19 protein-coding genes are annotated in these 14,088 nt (G+C 72.9%); 7 read left to right on the top strand and 12 right to left on the bottom strand.

Translation table 11 applies throughout. From position 1 onward, the window contains the following. Window positions 1-4 precede the first annotated feature (4 nt). Both ABZ815_RS48390 and ABZ815_RS48385 read right to left on the bottom strand, forming a co-directional pair. On the bottom strand, window positions 5-910 hold the full coding sequence (locus ABZ815_RS48390; protein ID WP_357708961.1) for an NADP-dependent oxidoreductase: 906 nt from the start codon (window positions 908-910) through the stop codon (window positions 5-7). A gap of 55 nt (window positions 911-965) precedes the next feature. Continuing rightward, window positions 966-1,430 (bottom strand): MarR family transcriptional regulator, encoded by a 465-nt coding sequence (locus tag ABZ815_RS48385; protein ID WP_357708959.1) that lies wholly within the window; start codon window positions 1,428-1,430, stop codon window positions 966-968. A 126-nt stretch (window positions 1,431-1,556) separates the two neighbouring features. On the opposite strand from ABZ815_RS48385, the gene ABZ815_RS48380 reads away from it, so the two are divergent. Together ABZ815_RS48380 and ABZ815_RS48375 are read left to right on the top strand one after the other, a co-directional pair. Further along, complete coding sequence (locus ABZ815_RS48380; RefSeq protein ID WP_357708957.1) at window positions 1,557-1,901, top strand: multidrug efflux SMR transporter; 345 nt, start codon at window positions 1,557-1,559, stop codon at window positions 1,899-1,901. A gap of 29 nt (window positions 1,902-1,930) precedes the next feature. Next, window positions 1,931-2,251: a multidrug efflux SMR transporter gene (locus ABZ815_RS48375; RefSeq protein ID WP_357708955.1), complete on the top strand. Its 321-nt coding sequence runs from the start codon at window positions 1,931-1,933 to the stop codon at window positions 2,249-2,251. Window positions 2,252-2,272: 21 nt separating this feature from the next. Here the strand turns inward: ABZ815_RS48375 and ABZ815_RS48370 are convergent, their stop codons facing one another. The 6 genes from ABZ815_RS48370 to ABZ815_RS48345 all read right to left on the bottom strand — a co-directional run bounded on the left by ABZ815_RS48370 (window position 2,273) and on the right by ABZ815_RS48345 (window position 6,453). Beyond that, window positions 2,273-3,577: an MFS transporter gene (locus ABZ815_RS48370; RefSeq protein WP_357708953.1), complete on the bottom strand. Its 1,305-nt coding sequence runs from the start codon at window positions 3,575-3,577 to the stop codon at window positions 2,273-2,275. After that, window positions 3,577-4,158: a winged helix-turn-helix domain-containing protein gene (locus tag ABZ815_RS48365; protein ID WP_357708950.1), complete on the bottom strand. Its 582-nt coding sequence runs from the start codon at window positions 4,156-4,158 to the stop codon at window positions 3,577-3,579. The genes ABZ815_RS48370 and ABZ815_RS48365 overlap by 1 nt, the downstream gene beginning before the upstream one ends. Window positions 4,159-4,257: 99 nt before the next feature. Next, entirely contained in the window at window positions 4,258-4,815 is a 558-nt protein-coding gene (locus ABZ815_RS48360) for an isochorismatase family cysteine hydrolase (RefSeq protein ID WP_357708948.1), read from the bottom strand. A gap of 127 nt (window positions 4,816-4,942) precedes the next feature. Further along, window positions 4,943-5,203: a hypothetical protein gene (locus ABZ815_RS48355; RefSeq protein ID WP_357708946.1), complete on the bottom strand. Its 261-nt coding sequence runs from the start codon at window positions 5,201-5,203 to the stop codon at window positions 4,943-4,945. After that, on the bottom strand, window positions 5,200-5,547 hold the full coding sequence (locus ABZ815_RS48350; RefSeq protein WP_357708944.1) for a hypothetical protein: 348 nt from the start codon (window positions 5,545-5,547) through the stop codon (window positions 5,200-5,202). Before ABZ815_RS48350 ends, ABZ815_RS48355 begins: the two co-directional genes overlap by 4 nt. 201 nt (window positions 5,548-5,748) lie before the next feature. Further along, window positions 5,749-6,453, bottom strand: coding sequence for a hypothetical protein (locus ABZ815_RS48345; RefSeq protein ID WP_357708942.1), 705 nt, complete (start codon window positions 6,451-6,453; stop codon window positions 5,749-5,751). A 109-nt stretch (window positions 6,454-6,562) separates the two neighbouring features. On the opposite strand from ABZ815_RS48345, the gene ABZ815_RS48340 reads away from it, so the two are divergent. Both ABZ815_RS48340 and ABZ815_RS48335 read left to right on the top strand, forming a co-directional pair. Then, window positions 6,563-7,369, top strand: a complete 807-nt coding sequence (locus ABZ815_RS48340) for a GNAT family N-acetyltransferase (protein ID WP_357708940.1) — start codon at window positions 6,563-6,565, stop codon at window positions 7,367-7,369. 20 nt (window positions 7,370-7,389) lie between these two features. Beyond that, window positions 7,390-7,770, top strand: a complete 381-nt coding sequence (locus tag ABZ815_RS48335) for a helix-turn-helix domain-containing protein (protein WP_357708938.1) — start codon at window positions 7,390-7,392, stop codon at window positions 7,768-7,770. Here the strand turns inward: ABZ815_RS48335 and ABZ815_RS48330 are convergent. Continuing rightward, a complete protein-coding gene (locus ABZ815_RS48330; RefSeq protein WP_357708934.1) occupies window positions 7,665-8,573 on the bottom strand; it encodes an LLM class flavin-dependent oxidoreductase in 909 nt (302 codons plus the stop codon). The genes ABZ815_RS48335 and ABZ815_RS48330 overlap by 106 nt on opposite strands. A gap of 88 nt (window positions 8,574-8,661) precedes the next feature. Here ABZ815_RS48330 and ABZ815_RS48325 point away from each other — a divergent pair, with 88 nt between their 5' ends. After that, window positions 8,662-9,504 (top strand): helix-turn-helix domain-containing protein, encoded by an 843-nt coding sequence (locus ABZ815_RS48325; RefSeq protein WP_357708932.1) that lies wholly within the window; start codon window positions 8,662-8,664, stop codon window positions 9,502-9,504. Window positions 9,505-9,508: 4 nt separating this feature from the next. On the opposite strand, the gene ABZ815_RS48320 is transcribed toward ABZ815_RS48325, so the two are convergent. Continuing rightward, a complete protein-coding gene (locus ABZ815_RS48320) occupies window positions 9,509-10,114 on the bottom strand; it encodes a helix-turn-helix domain-containing protein (protein ID WP_357708930.1) in 606 nt (201 codons plus the stop codon). Window positions 10,115-10,178: 64 nt separating this feature from the next. Here ABZ815_RS48320 and ABZ815_RS48315 point away from each other — a divergent pair, with 64 nt between their 5' ends. Then, complete coding sequence (locus ABZ815_RS48315; RefSeq protein WP_357708927.1) at window positions 10,179-11,192, top strand: ATP-binding cassette domain-containing protein; 1,014 nt, start codon at window positions 10,179-10,181, stop codon at window positions 11,190-11,192. Next, on the top strand, window positions 11,189-12,013 hold the full coding sequence (locus ABZ815_RS48310) for an ABC transporter permease (protein WP_357708924.1): 825 nt from the start codon (window positions 11,189-11,191) through the stop codon (window positions 12,011-12,013). The genes ABZ815_RS48315 and ABZ815_RS48310 overlap by 4 nt, the downstream gene beginning before the upstream one ends. Here ABZ815_RS48310 and ABZ815_RS48305 read toward each other — a convergent pair. Then, on the bottom strand, window positions 11,961-12,512 hold the full coding sequence (locus ABZ815_RS48305) for a GNAT family N-acetyltransferase (RefSeq protein WP_357709005.1): 552 nt from the start codon (window positions 12,510-12,512) through the stop codon (window positions 11,961-11,963). The two genes, ABZ815_RS48310 and ABZ815_RS48305, sit on opposite strands and share 53 nt — an antisense overlap. A gap of 5 nt (window positions 12,513-12,517) precedes the next feature. Further along, window positions 12,518-14,029, bottom strand: a complete 1,512-nt coding sequence (locus tag ABZ815_RS48300) for a hypothetical protein (protein WP_357708923.1) — start codon at window positions 14,027-14,029, stop codon at window positions 12,518-12,520. Window positions 14,030-14,088 lie beyond the last annotated feature (59 nt).

Genomic DNA, 14,088 nt, shown 5'->3' with positions numbered 1-14,088 from the left:
GGCCTCAGAGTAAGAGGGCGATCTTGCCGGTCAGCCGGCCGCGCCGGAAGTGCTCGTGCGCCGCCCGTACGTCCTGGAGGCCGTACTGGGCCTCGACCCGGGCCTGGACCTGGCCCGCGTCGACCGCCTTGGCCAGTTCGGCGAGCCCCGGGCCGTCCTCGCGCACCTGGTTGACGGTGGTGCGGACCGACCGGCCGGACAGGTCCGGCACCGGCCCGGCCTGGGTGGCGACGGAGGCGTAGCGGCCCCCGTCGGCCACGGCCCCGGTGATGAAGGCGCCGAAGGTGTCGAAGACGGCGTCGTAGGCGGCGGACGGAAGATCCGCGGGGTCGGTCGTGGCCCACTCCGCCCCCAGCTCCTGGGCCGCCTCGACCTGGGCCGGCCTGGAGACCAGGGCGTCCACCCGTACGCCGCGCGCCCGCGCCAGCTGCACGGCCAGCCCGCCCACCGCGCCGGCCGCGCCCGCCACCAGCAGCCGTTCGCCCGCCCGCAGGTCCAGCCAGTCGAGCGTCTGCAGGGCGGTGAGCCCTGGCAACGGCAGCGTCGCCGCCTCCACCAGGCTGACCGCCGACGGCGCGACGGCCAGCGAGCCGACCGGCACGGCGACGAGGTCGGCCCAGGTCCCCCGGGCGGTGTCAAGCTGGTGGGACATGCCGAAGACCCGCTCACCCACGGGCAACGACTCCTCCCGGCTGTCCACGACAATGCCCGCAAGCTCCCAGCCCAAGGTCATCGGCAGCGGAGGGGCGCCCTCGCCGATGGCCCCTTCACGGGTCTTGTCGTCAACCGGGTTGAGGGCGGAGGCGACGACGCGTACCAGCACCTCGCCCTCCTGTGCCCTGGGCGCGGGCGCCTCGGCGATCGTCAGAACGTCCGGGCCGCCGAAGCGGGTGATCCGAACGGTGCGCATGTTCAACTCCTCGATATCGGGTGGCAGGCCGGTTCTGCCGGGGCCGAGGGTCAAGTCATCCGTCCAGCAGGCCCAGGGCCGACAGCGCCGGGACGAGCCGCGGGTCCGCCTGTCCGGCCTCCTCCAGGACGTTCCTGAGCGTCGCCTCGTACGTGGCGTTCGCCTCGGCGTAGCGCGTCCGGCCCGACTCGGTGATGACGGTGTAGACCCCGCGCTTGTCGTCCGGGCACACATCCCGGTACGTGAACTCCGCCGTGTTCAGCCGGGTCACCAGCCGGGTCACCGAGCTCTGGTTGAGCCCGATCTTGTCGGCCAGTTCCTGCATGCGCAGCTCGCCGGCCGCCGAGGTGGCGAGATGCCCGAGCGCCCGGTACTCCGACAGGCCGATGCCGTGCCGCCGCTGGAGGACGACGGCAAGGGCGTTCTCCACGCGGGCGTGCAGCAGCAGGACGTCGTTCCAAGCCTCGGAGAGCGCCGAGGGCGCCGGAGCCGGGGGTGGGGTGGAAGCCGTCGGAGCCATGGAAGCCTCCTCCTTCTTTGAGGACCCGGCCGCTCGGACGGGATTGACAAAAGCATACATGCACATGCAAGCTTCTCCCTGTCGCCCAGAAGTTTGCACATACATACATATAAGGAGAGGTCCGAGATGGCTTGGATCTATCTGCTCGTCGCCGCCGTCTTCGAGGTCGTCTTCGCCCTGGCCACCAACGCCACCGAAGGCTTCACGCAGCTGTGGCCGTCCCTGCTGACCGCCGCCGCGGCGTCCGGGGGGATCTTCTTCCTGAGCCTGGCGCTGAAGACCCTGGACGTCGGCGTCGGCTACACCGTCTGGACCGGCATCGGCTCGGTCGGCACCGTGCTGCTCGGTTCGGTGATCTTCGGGGAGGAGCTCACCGTCTGGAAGGCGCTGGCCTTCGTCCTGATCATCGGCGGCGTCCTCGGGCTCAAGCTCGCCGACCGCCTGTCCGCGTCGAAGCCCGCCACCGTCTGACCACCCACCACTTCCTAAGGAACGTCACCATGGCCTGGATCTACCTCTCCATCGCGATCGTCTTCGAGATCGGATTCGCGCTCGGCACCAACGCCACCCATGGCTTCACCCGGCTGTGGCCCTCCGTCTTCACCCTGCTGGCGGCCGCCGGCGGCATCTTCACCCTGAGCCTGGCGCTGAAGACCCTCGACGTCGGCGTCGGCTACACCATCTGGACCGGCATCGGCTCGATCGGCACGGTCGTCCTCGGTGCCCTCATCTACAAGGAGAAGATCACTCCGGCCAAGCTCGCGTCGTTCGCCGCGATCATCGGCGGCGTGGTGCTCCTGAAGATCTCGGCGGGGATCTGACCCGCGACAACGGGCTCCAGGTCAGGGGGAACGTTCGGCGCCGGCCGCACCCGCCCGGTCGGCGCCTTCGTGTGGCGCCGGCACGGCGGGCGGGCCCTGGCGGTGCGGCCCGTCCAGCTGCCGCCATTCGGGCCGCAGCCCCGTCAGGCTCGTGGTGAGCGCGTAGGCCGCGCCGCCGGCGAGCAGCACCGGCGTCAGCCCCGCGGCCACCACCGCCGCCCCGCCCACCAGCCCCCCGAGCGGGATACCGGCCCAGGCCAGGGAGTCCCGCAGCGCGTTGACCCGGCCCAGCAGGTGCCGGGGCACCCGCTCGTAGGAGATCGCCCCGAGGATCGGGTTCAGGAATCCGGCGGCGAACCCGCCCACCGCGAACACCGCCAGCATGACCCACAGCGGCGCGTCCACCGCCAGGATGAGGAACCGCGTCGGCCCGGCGAGCAGGAACGCCACGAAGAACACCGGCCTGCGCGGCATCCGGTGCGCCACGGCGGCCGCGACCAGGCTGCCGCCGACGGCCGCGAACCCCGCCACGCTGCTGTTCAGTCCGACCACGGCGGCCCCCTGGCCGGACTCGCTCGCCCAGACGAACACCAGCACCTGACTGAAGGCCGCGTCGAGCAGATTCGTGATGCCGACCATGACGACCACGGAGAGCAGCAGCGGTTCGCCGCGCAGGAACGTGAACCCCTGGCCGAACCGCCGCCAGTATCCTTCCCGCGCCTCCTGGGCCGGCGCGCTGTGGCCCATGTCGCGCGGCAGCGCCCATGCCACGATCACCGAACCGAGCGCGAAGCAGACGACGCTCACGACCAGGCCGGTCAGCGGGCCGAGCAGTGCCACCATCGCGCCCCCGGCCGCGGGGCCCACCGTCTGGGCCAGCCGCTCGGTCACGCCCAACAGCCCGGTGGCCCGCTCCAGCGGCACCCGTCCGCGCTCGGCCGCCTCGGGGACCATGACCTCCTTGGCCAGGTCCCCGGGGCCGCGGGCCGCGCCGACCGCCGCGACGAGGGCGAGCAGCGCGCCCAGCGGCAGCAGGTCCAGCGCGTGCAGCAGGACGACCGTCCCGGCCGCCGTGGCGCTCACCACGTCCCCGGCCCACGAGATCCGGCGCGGCCCGACCCGATCCACCAGCGGCCCGGCCAGCGCCTTGACCAGCACGTACGGGGCCATCTCCGCGAACGCCACGACCCCCGTCTGGGCCGCGCTGCCCGTCGTGGTCAGGACGAACCACGGCAGGGCGAGGGCCGACACCCGCGTGCCGGTCAGCGAGACCGTCATGGCCGCGAGCAGGCCGGCCATCGGGCGTAACGACCCGCGCGGCCCCATCACGCGTCCTCGGGCAGCTCAGGCAGAAGCTGGGTGATCAGCGAGACCCGCGCGGCGTCCTCGGGCGCGTCCTGGCCGGGCAGGTCGGGGCGGTAGCGGGAGACGACCTCCGCCAGTTCCCCGCGCAGCCGCTGTGCCTCCTCCGGGGTGAGGCGCAGCGCGACGGAGCTGAGGTCCAGCACGCGCCGCCACTCCGCCGGCATGGTCTGCAGCTCGCTCAGCGTCCGCTGGGTGCGCAGGTTGTACAGGGCGGCGATGGACTGCATGTAGGCCAGCACCGCCTCGGGCTCCCGCTCCGACAGTTCGTCGTCGGTGAGCCGGGTGACCTGGTGGACCGAACGCCACCAGCGCTCGCGGGCGTTGCCGCGCTCGGTGTCCTCCTGCACGAACCCGGCGGCCCCGAGCCTGCGCAGGTGGTAGCTGGCCGTGCCCGAGTTCACCCCCAGGCGCTCGGCCAGGCGGGTGGCGGTGGACGGGCCGTGTTTGCGCAGCAGGTCCACGAGTTGCACCCGTACGGGGTGGGCCAGCGCCCGCAGGCCCTTGGCATCGAGGACGACCACGCTCTCGGGAGGTTCGGTCATGCCTTGCAGCCTAGACCGCAAACACTTCTTCGCAAAGAGTCGTTCGCGAAGAAGTGTTTGCAATCGCGCCCCCGAGCCCGACCGGCGTCAGGTCCGCACTCAGGCTTCGGCCGACGGGCGCCATCCGTCGCACGACACCACGTCGAAGCCCCGGCTCGGGAAGATGGCGTCCATGAAGAAGTCGTGCATGGCCGGGTCGGCGTCGCCGCAGCCGTCCCGCAGCACGGACACCCGGTAGCCGCGGTCGGCGGCGTCGTAGCACGTCGCGGCCACCATCGCACTGGTCGCGACCCCGGCCACGGCCACCGTGGTGACGCCGCGCGCGCGGAGCACCAGGTCGAGGTCGGTGCCCGCGAACGCGCTGGCGCGGCGCTTCAGCACGACGACGTCCTGCTCGGTGACCGGCAGGTCGAGCTCGGTCCCGGCCGACCCTTCGTGGAAGGCGTCCCCGGCCTCGAAGAACGACTTCATCAGCGCGCTGTGGGGTGGCACGTCGGTCCCGTTGGCGCGGAAGGCGAAGTGCACGAACACCACGAGAGCACCGGCGGCTCGGGCGCGGGGGAGCAGTTCGGTGAGCGGTGGCACGACCTGCCGGGCGAACGGGAAACCGCCCGTGATGCCCCGCTGGATGTCGCCGATGATGAGTGCAGTGGTCACGACATACTCCGTCCAAGGTGTCCGGCGTTCGCGACGGAGGGATGTGGAATCCCGTCCGCGAACAACTGGGATCACAGTAGGAGGGCGCTGAGATATCAGCAACCCGACCTTGGGCGGGCAGGCCGGGTCAGTTGCCCCAGAGCTGGACGGGACGCAGGTAGGCGGTGTCGTACACCTGGTCGCGCATGTCTTCCCAACCCGCGCCCCACCTCGCGTCGTAGACCGCGCCGTGCGCCCCCATCCACGAGCCGTTGCCGGAGAAGTCGGGCGCGGTCCGGTTGAAGGTCGTGTTGTTGTAGCGGTACTCGTCGGTCACGTGGCGGCCGTAGGGCGAGTAGTGGTTCACCCACAGCCCCCACTCCTTGAGCTGGTAGCCGGCCATCGTCATGACGGCGGTCGTCGGGCCGCACGAGCCGCGGCCGTCGAACGGTCGTCGCGCGTGTCGGGGTAGGCGGCCACGAACGCCGCGCCCGCGTCGTCCGACAGGCCCAGCACCTCGACGCGGGAGCCGTCGCGGTCGGGGATGGTGGCGACACGCCCGGGGCCGGCGGCGGTCACGACGCCGTCCGACTTCTCCGGTTGTGCGAGGTGGACGCGTGCCTGGCCGCCGATCAGCACGTCGAACCCGTCACCGGTCCGTACGGTGCTGACGCTCTGGTCGGCGGCAGCGGCAGGGGTGGGGGCCTGGGCGGTGGCGGCGTGCGCGGTGACGGCGCCGGTCAGCGCCGTCACGCGGTCAGGGTGACCGCCGCCGACAGTAAGTTCCGGCATTTCCTGAGCTGGAATGACATGACCGTCCTTCGGTAGATCGCGGATTTCGCTTCCAAAGCGTGAACCGCGGCCCATGTCGAAGGCACGTCGTCAATATGTCTGACCGGGACCTGTGGTCGTGGGTGGGTTTGGGGGACAAGGCCCGTGTGGCGGAAACGCCCGTCATGCGCGATCGGCGTCCGGGGTGGATGGTGCGATCGTGAGAGGGAGGCCGGACAGCAGGCGGTCGCGGAGGGCGTCGCCGCGGACGCCGATCTCGGTGAGGTCGTCGGGGCCGGGGGCGCCGGTGATCAGCAGTTCGGGCACGAGAAGCTCGCCGAGCGGGGCCGGCGGTGACGGGTCGGCCAGAGCGCCGACAGGGACGTCGGACAGGTCGAGGTAGGCCGGCGCGAGGATCCTGCCGTGGAGGGTGCCGGCGACCAGGTCAGGGCAGAACTCGTTCCAGAAGATCGAGACGGTGGTGCGCAGGTCCCCATGGATCATCACCAGCTTGTCGGTCCAGTCGCCGACGAACGTCTCGGACGTCACGTGGCCCTGCACGATCAGCTTGGCGTCGCCGGCCAGGTAGATGTTCCTCGTCCGCAGGTTCCCCAGGACGATCAGCGCGGCGGAGCCGTCGTCCACGTCGGTGACGTTCCCGTCGACGACCAGGTCGCCGTCGATGATGTAGCCGGTCGCCGCCTCGGGGGTGTCCTCCCGCCACGGCGTGCGCCCGTGCTCGTCGAGGGGGAGTTCGCCGGTCACCGCGGCGGGGCCGGGCACGAGGATGTACTCCTCCTCGTACAGGTTCTGGTACGTCTCCTTCGGCAGGCCGCGCCGCTCGAACAGGTCAACGGCATCGTCCCAGGAGAGGTAGCTCGATCGCATGCGCGCGACCATAGCAACGAAACACCCCAATACCGGCCGTAACGCACGACCTACTGTCGGCAGGCCGTCGAGTTCCACGTCGCGGGCCGGGCATGCTGCAATGATCGTCGTGGACACGAATCCGTCGATCGATGAATCCGGGCTCATGCTCGCGATGGAGCAGAATCTCGCCGAGCACGCCTGCCACCTGCACCGGAACCTGGAAGGCGCGTCCGTCACCGAGACCGGCGACCTGCTGATCGCCGACAGCGGCCTGGGCGACGACACCTTCAACATCGTCGCGGCGGCCCGCTTCACCCCGGACACCGTCCAGGCCCGCATCGCGGAAACCGTCCGCGCCCTGGCCGCCACCGGCCGCCCGTTCTCCTGGTGGGTGGGCCCGGCCTCCACACCGGCCGGCCTCGCCGAGCGCCTCAGGGCGGCCGGGCTCGAAGCCTCGGAGACCGAGACGGGCATGTGGAAGGACCTGCGCGCGCCGCTCCCTGAAGCGCACGCCGACGGCCTGGACATCCGCCTGGCGACCACCCCCGCCCAGCTCGCCGACCACGCCACGGTTCTGGCTGCGAACTGGGACCCGCCCGCCGCCACCGTGCGCCGGTTCTTCGCCGACGCCGCGCCATGGTCGCTGACCGCCGACTGTCCCGCCCGGTACCTGGTCGGATACGTCGACGGGCGTCCCGTCTGCTCGGCCGAGGTCTTCCTGTACGCGGGCGTCGCCGGGATCTACAACATCGCCACTCTCGCCACCGCACGTCGCCGAGGCTACGGCGGCGCCATCACCCTGGCCGCCCTGCACACCGCCCGCGACGCGGGCTACGAGACCGCGGTGCTGCAGGCCTCCGCCGACGGCGAGCCCGTCTACCGCCGCCTCAGCTTCACCGCCTGCGGCCACTTCACCGAGTACGCCATCGGGTGAGGTTGTGCCGGAGCCTTGTGATGGCCCTGTTCTGGCAGCGCGGGGCCGAGGTCACCGGCACCGCCGAGGTCGTCCAGGCGACCGGACTCCGCCGCTCCAGCCTGTACGCGACCTTCGGCGGCAAGGCCCAGCTGCGAGCCGCCGCGCTGGGCCGCTACCTGGAGCGGCAGTCGCGGCCGGTGTTCGACGCCCTGGCCGCCGACGCCCTCGCCCTACGCGCCCGCGTGCCCGCCGAGCTGGTCGAGGCCCTGCGCGCGGGCCGGCCCATGACGCCACGGCGCGGTTCGTCCGGACGTCACCCGTGCAGGAGGATTCGCACCTGCGCCAGGAGGTCCACCTGTCTGCGCCAGTCGCCGCCCGAGATCCCGACGACCGCGTGGCTCGCCCCGGCCTCGCGGTAGTCGTTCAGTCGTCCGGCGGCCTCCTCGGGGTGGCCGGTGAGGGGGATCGGCAGGACGTCCTCAAGCGGACGGCCGTAGCCGGCGCTGATCCCGGACGCCACCTGCGCCCGGGACGGGACGTCGGGCCCGGCTCCCAGCGCGGCGGCGCAACCGATGACGACGACCGGAACGGGACGGCCTGCCTGCCCGGCCAGCCCGGCCAGCCGTGCCCTTCCCTCGGCGACCTCCCGCGGGGAGATCAGCGAGGGGAACCAGCCGTCGCCCAGCCGCGCAGCCCGCCGGATCGCCGCCTCCGACGCGTTGCCGACCCACACGGGCGGCATGGCCACGGCCGGGGTCAGCGTGACCGGCGGTTGTCCCGGCTCGTCCGGCAGCCGGGTCTCCTTCCCGGCCAGCAGGTCGGGGAGCAGTTCCAGCGCGGTGTCCGTACGGCGCCCGCGCCGCCCGTACGCCACCCCGGCGGCAGCCCACTGCCCCGGCCCGCCGCCCGAGCCGACGCCCAGCACCAGCCTGCCGCCGGACACGTGCTGCAGGCTGGCGACCTGCTTGGCCGCCCAGGCCAGCGGCCGGATCCCCGGGACGAACACGCTTGCGCCGATCCTGATCCTCGACGTGACGGCGGCGGCGGTGGCCAGCGCGATCGACGCGTCCAGGGTCGGCCCGCCGATGGCCAGGTGATCGCCGTGCCAGACGCCGTCCAACCCGGCGTCCTCCGCGTGCCGGGCGGCCTCCCGCAGGTCGAGGCCCCTTCTGCGCTGCTCGCCGACGCCGGGCAGGATCACACCGATCTCAAAGCTCTCCATGCGGCCGACTATGCAACCTCAGGCACGCTTGAGGTCAATCCCGCTCGCGAGCACGCCGTCCGGTGTCGGAGGCTCGTAGCATGTCGGGGTGCGGTCAGCCGAGCGGGTTCACGCCCATGTGCCTCGATGGGAGATCACCGTCCCGTCGCGGCCCGGCCGCCTGCCCGGGGTCATGATGGCGGGGTTCAGCGACCGGGACAACGAGTTCCGCGACCTCGCCCTCGTCCCGCACCCCGCGGTCACTCTGCTCCTCGACCTCGGCGACGAGCCGTTCGTCATCGAGGACGACCGCGGCTCGCGGCAGCTCGGACGCGTCGTCGCCGGTCTCGCGCCTCAGCAGGTACGGGGATGCGGCCTGACCAGCCGGATGGAATGCCTCCAGATCCGGTTGTCGCCGATGGTCGCGCACGCCGTCCTGGGCGCGTCCGCGGAGCTGGGCGGCACGGTGGTCTCGCTGGACGACCTCTGGGGGCGGGAGTCCGTACGCCTCCAGGAGCGGTTGCGGGCCGCCGGGTCGTGGGAGGACCGGTTCGCGATCGCGGAGGACGCGCTGGCCAGGCGCGCCGACGCGGGCCGCGCCGCCGATCCTGAGGTCGCCTTCTCCTGGCGGCGGATGGCGGCGAGCGGGGGCCGGGTGCCCGTCGAACGGCTCGCCGTCGAGGCCGGCTGGAGCCGCAAGCGCCTCTGGTCCCGGTTCCGCGCCCAGGTCGGCCTCACCCCGAAGCGGGTGGCCCGGCTGATCCGCTTCGACCGGGCGGCCCACCGGCTCGCCGCCGGTGAACGCGCCGCCGACGTGGCGGCCGAGAGCGGCTACGCCGACCAGTCGCACCTGCACAGGGACGTGATGACCTTCGCGGGGGTGACGCCGGCCTCGGTCGCGCTCTCGCCGTTCCTCGCCGTGGACGACGTCGCCTGGCCGCCTGGACCCTAGCGGATCACGGCCGGTCGCCGCCGCCGCACAGGCGCAGGGCGCTGGCCAGGCACAGGGCCGCCGCCTCCGGGGCGGTGAGGCGGCCGTCGGCGATCTCCTCGGCGGCGGCGTGCTGGAGCCCGATGACGGCGGCGGCCAGCCAGGCGGCGGGGGGCGACCCGTCGAAGTCGCCGGTGTGCTGGCCCCGCCGGATGAGCCGTTCGAGGCGCGGCGGCACGACGTCGTGGGGGTCGTCGTTCGCGGGACGGTGGACGCGGGACACGGTGAGGTCGAGCAGCAGGGGATGGCGGCGCAGGAACTGCCAGCCGGCGTCGAGGAACCCGGCCAGCGCGTCGGCGGGCGGGGCGGTGTCGAGGGCGGCGGCGTCGAGCAGGGCCGCGTACTCGGCGGCCGCGGTCTCGATGAGGGCGGCCAGCAGGGCGTCACGCGAGGGGAAGTGGGCGTAGACGGTCTGGCGGGTGACGTTCGCCGTGGTGGCGATCTCTTCCATGCTGGCGTCGGGCCGCTCGCCGAGGACGACGCGGGCCGCTTCGAGGATCGCGTCGATGCTGCGCCGGGCGTCGGATCGCCGGCGACGGCTGCGGGTGGCGGTGTTGAGTGCGTCGACCATCGCAGCGATGATATCCCGCCGCCGTAATCTTGACAGCGCGTAAGAGATAATCAAGTCTTACGGCATGTCAAAGAAAAGCGGCGATCCGGCGATCGAGGCGTACGGACTGGTCAAGAGCTACGGCCGGAACCGGGCGCTGGACGGGATCGACCTCACGGTCGGGCGCGGCCAGGTGTTCGGCTTCCTCGGGCCCAACGGCGCGGGGAAGACCACCACGATCCGCGTCCTGGCCACCCTGACCCGCCCCGACGGCGGCACCGCCCGCGTCCTCGGCCACGACCTGCTCGGCGAACGGGACGCCATCCGCGCCCGCGTGTCCGTCACCGGCCAGTACGCCGCCCTGGACGAGGACCTGACCGGCCACGAGAACCTGAACATCCTCGGCCGCCTCCACGGCCTGTCCCGCACAGCCGTCCGGCGACGCGCCGGCGAGCTGCTCGACGCCTTCGACCTGACCGGCGCGGCCGGCCGCCCGGTGGCCGGCTACTCGGGCGGGATGCGACGCAGGCTGGACATCGCGGCCGGCCTGATCGTCCCGCCCGACCTGCTGTTCCTCGACGAGCCGAGCACCGGGCTCGACCCGCGCAGCCGCGGCCACGTGTGGGACCTGATCCGCCGGATCGCCTCGGCCGGCACGACGGTGCTGCTCACCACCCAGTACCTGGAGGAGGCCGACCGGCTCGCCGAGCGGATCGCGGTCATCGACCACGGTCGGATCGTCGCCGAGGGCACCAGCGCCCAGCTCAAGTCCCGCGTCGGCGCCGGCACCCTGCGCCTGCGGCTCCTCGACGGCGGGCAGCGCCCGCAGGCCCGGCAGGTCCTGGCCGACGCGCTGGAGGGGACGGTCCACCTGGCCGACGACGACCCGCTCGCCCTGTCGGTGCTGCTCAGCGCCCCCGCCGACGCCGCGGACGCCGGGCGGCTGGTCGGGCACGCCATGACCCGGCTCGCCGACGCGCGGGTGGGCATCGCGGAGATCACCCTGGGCCGGCCCAGCCTGGACGAGGCCTTCCTCGCCCTGACCGGCGATCTCTCCACCCCCGACTTCACCTCGGACCATGAGGACGTGAACGCGTGAGCACCACGGCCGAGCCCTACCCGATCGACGTCCTGCTCGCCGCGGCCGGGTCACGCCGTCGCGCCGGGGCGCTCGCCGCCACCGCGACCTTCGCCCGGCGGGCCCTGCTCAAGATCCGGCACGACCCCAAGCAGCTCGTGGACTCGATCGCGATCCCGGTCCTGTTCACCGTGCTGTTCACGTACCTGTTCGGCGGCGCGGTCAGCGGCTCGCCCGGCGACTACCTCACGCTCCTCCTGCCGGGCACGCTCGCCATGAGCATCGCCATCGTCACCATGTACGGCGGCGCTCGCCTGGCCAAGGACGTGACGACCGGGGCCTTCGACCGGTTCCGTTCCCTGTCGGTGTGGCGGGGCGCGTTCGTGCTCGGCGGGCTGGTCAGCGACGCCGTCCGGTACGTGTTCGCGTCCGGCGTGGTGGTGGTGCTCGGGCTGGTCATGGGCTACCGGCCCGAAGGCGGCGTGACGGGGGTGGCGGCGGCGGTGGCGCTGGTCGTGGCGTTCGGGCTGTCCCTGTCACTGCTGTGGGCGGCGGTCGCCCTGCTCGTGCCCGACCAGGCGGTGGTCATCAGCATCGCGAACGTCGTGCTGATGCCGCTCTCGTTCGCCAGCAACATCTTCGTCCAGCCCGCCACCATGCCCGGCTGGCTGCGGGCCTTCGTCGAGGTCAACCCGCTCAGCCACGTCGCGGCCGCGGCCAGGGGGCTGATGAACCACACCGCGGGCGCCGCGGGGGCGGTCACCTGGTCGCTCGTCGCGACCGCCGTCGTCACCGCGGTGTGCGCGCCCCTGGTCCTCCATCTGTACGGCAGGCGTGGGTGATCTCGTGCACGGCGACCGGCCGGCCGTGCGCGGGGACGACCGTCTCGAACGCGAACCGCAGGCCCAGCTTGTCCATCACCCGGCGGGAGCGCTGGTTGTCCACGTGACGGATGCTGACGATCCGGTCGAGGCCGCATTCGGCGAACCCGAACCCCAGCAGCCGCCCGGCCGCCTCGGTGGCGTAGCCGTTCCCCCAGTGCTGCCGGCCGAGCCGCCAGCCGATCTCCACGGCGGGCAGGACCTCGGGGAGGAACGCGGGCACCGTCAGCGTGACCCAGCCGGCCGTCCGTCCGGTCTCGCGCACGACGACCGCGAGCAGGCCGTAGCCGCGTTCGTGCCATTCGCGGTGGGCGCGCGCGATCCCCGCCGCGGCTGAGTCCGGGGGCTGGACGGAACCGTCGCCGATGTATCGCATGACCTCGGGGTCGGCGTTCATGGCGGCGAAGGGGGCGAGGTCGTCGTCGTCCGGCAGGCGCAGGAGAAGCCGGTCGGTCGTCATGGGGATCACCCGGCGATGATGCCAGAGCCGGGCCGGGTGGTCCGTCCCGGCGCGGCCTCACCGGTCGCCGTGCCTCGCAGCGCCTGCCACGCCGCGAACGCCGCGTACCCGGCCAGGACGGCGAGCCCGGCCCACCCGGGCAGCGGGAAGTACCCCGCCGAGGGCGCGTAGTGGGCGGTCACCTGCGGATACTCCGCCCGCGTCTGGAGCACGGCGAAGCCCGCCGCCGGGGTCAGCCGGAGCAGCCAGCCGGAGACGGCGTCGGGCAGCAGCGGCACCGCCGTCACGCCGTACGGCAGCGCGACCAGCGCGAGCGCGACGACGATCGCCGCCCAGCCCCGCCGCAGCCGCACGCCCAGCCCGAACGCGAGTACGGCGCAGAGCGCGAGCACCAGCGCGACGCCGACGATCACCCGTGCGCCGGTGAGCCCGGGCAGTGGCTGTGCCGGCGTGCCGTTCCCGCTCAGGATCGCGACGCCCACCGGCAGGACGACTCCGGCGGCCACCAGGCCGGTCACGAAGGCCGTCGCCCCGACGACGGCCGCACGGGCGGCGACCGTCCGCCGCGCACCCGCCCCACCGGCCGTACGGGAGCCGTGGCGGACGGCCACCACGAGCACGACGACGAGCGCGATCACCAGCCCGGCCAGCAGGTTCTCTGCGACGCGCGGCGCCTCCTCGTTGAGCGGGCCGATGTCGCCGGTGCCGCTGACCGTGATGATCCCGCCCTTCTGCACGGCTCCGGAGGGATTGTGGTACTTCTCCCAGTCGGTGTGGTTCATCTCGCCCACAGGATCACTGGCCCAGGCGCCGTCGTGACCGCCCTCGACGGCGACCTGGTCGAAGACGCCGACGGCCTGGGTGAACCGGGACTCCTCGATCGCGCCGCCGAGGCCGGTCTCGCGGAGCGTGAGGTCTCCGGGCGAGGTGGCGAAGAGGCCGACCTGCACGGATTCCGGCAGTCCGGCCAGCGTCGCCGTGCCCACGGTGTGCCATTGCCGGCCGTCGGCGGACTCGGCGCCGGTGACGGTGTCGCCCGAGCGGGTCAGGCGCAGCCAGCGCGGGAGCCGGTCGGGGCTTCCCGCCAGGTCGTGCTTGTAGTCGTACTGGAAGCGCACGCCGTGGGCGCCGGTCATGGCGAGGGCCGCGTATCGGGAGCCCTGACGCAGGCCGTCCTTGACGATGATCCCGGCCTTCGCCCAGGGCACCAGCCCGGCCACGAGCTGGTCGTGGTTCGGCGGGGGATAGGTGATCGTCCCGGTCATGGACGTCATCCGGACCGTGATGCTGCCCTCGCGGCCCAGGCCGCGGTGCAGGAACCAGAACGTGTCGCTGACGGTGGAGCCGTCGGCGGCGACGGGGGCGGCGGGGCAGGGGCCGTCGCAGGAGGGACGTCCGGCGAACGCGGACATCAGGCCCAGCCCGATGACGGCCAGGGCGGCGACGGTCAGGGCTGTCAGGCGGCCGGGGCGGCGGAACGCGGCCCATTCCCGCCGGAGGAGGTCGATGATCGACATGCCAACGGTTATAGGGACCGGCGCCTAACACGCCCGGAACGACGCCTGTCACGCCGCTG

The sequence above is a fragment of the Nonomuraea sp. NPDC047529 genome, from assembly GCF_040642995.1.
In the GTDB taxonomy this organism is placed as follows: domain Bacteria; phylum Actinomycetota; class Actinomycetes; order Streptosporangiales; family Streptosporangiaceae; genus Nonomuraea.
Note: the sequence above shows the minus strand (reverse complement) of the source record. Positions and strands in the feature narration are given on the sequence as shown.

Coding starts and splice junctions, on each gene's coding strand:
- ABZ815_RS48390 (WP_357708961.1), bottom strand. CDS start 910: ATGCGCACCGTTCGGATCACCCGCTTCGGCGGCCCGGACGTTCTGACG.
- ABZ815_RS48385 (WP_357708959.1), bottom strand. CDS start 1,430: ATGGCTCCGACGGCTTCCACCCCACCCCCGGCTCCGGCGCCCTCGGCG.
- ABZ815_RS48380 (WP_357708957.1), top strand. CDS start 1,557: ATGGCTTGGATCTATCTGCTCGTCGCCGCCGTCTTCGAGGTCGTCTTC.
- ABZ815_RS48375 (WP_357708955.1), top strand. CDS start 1,931: ATGGCCTGGATCTACCTCTCCATCGCGATCGTCTTCGAGATCGGATTC.
- ABZ815_RS48370 (WP_357708953.1), bottom strand. CDS start 3,577: ATGGGGCCGCGCGGGTCGTTACGCCCGATGGCCGGCCTGCTCGCGGCC.
- ABZ815_RS48365 (WP_357708950.1), bottom strand. CDS start 4,158: ATGACCGAACCTCCCGAGAGCGTGGTCGTCCTCGATGCCAAGGGCCTG.
- ABZ815_RS48355 (WP_357708946.1), bottom strand. CDS start 5,203: ATGACGATGGCCGGCTACCAGCTCAAGGAGTGGGGGCTGTGGGTGAAC.
- ABZ815_RS48345 (WP_357708942.1), bottom strand. CDS start 6,453: ATGCGATCGAGCTACCTCTCCTGGGACGATGCCGTTGACCTGTTCGAG.
- ABZ815_RS48335 (WP_357708938.1), top strand. CDS start 7,390: ATGGCCCTGTTCTGGCAGCGCGGGGCCGAGGTCACCGGCACCGCCGAG.
- ABZ815_RS48330 (WP_357708934.1), bottom strand. CDS start 8,573: ATGGAGAGCTTTGAGATCGGTGTGATCCTGCCCGGCGTCGGCGAGCAG.
- ABZ815_RS48320 (WP_357708930.1), bottom strand. CDS start 10,114: ATGGTCGACGCACTCAACACCGCCACCCGCAGCCGTCGCCGGCGATCC.
- ABZ815_RS48315 (WP_357708927.1), top strand. CDS start 10,179: ATGTCAAAGAAAAGCGGCGATCCGGCGATCGAGGCGTACGGACTGGTC.
- ABZ815_RS48305 (WP_357709005.1), bottom strand. CDS start 12,512: ATGACGACCGACCGGCTTCTCCTGCGCCTGCCGGACGACGACGACCTC.
- ABZ815_RS48300 (WP_357708923.1), bottom strand. CDS start 14,029: ATGTCGATCATCGACCTCCTCCGGCGGGAATGGGCCGCGTTCCGCCGC.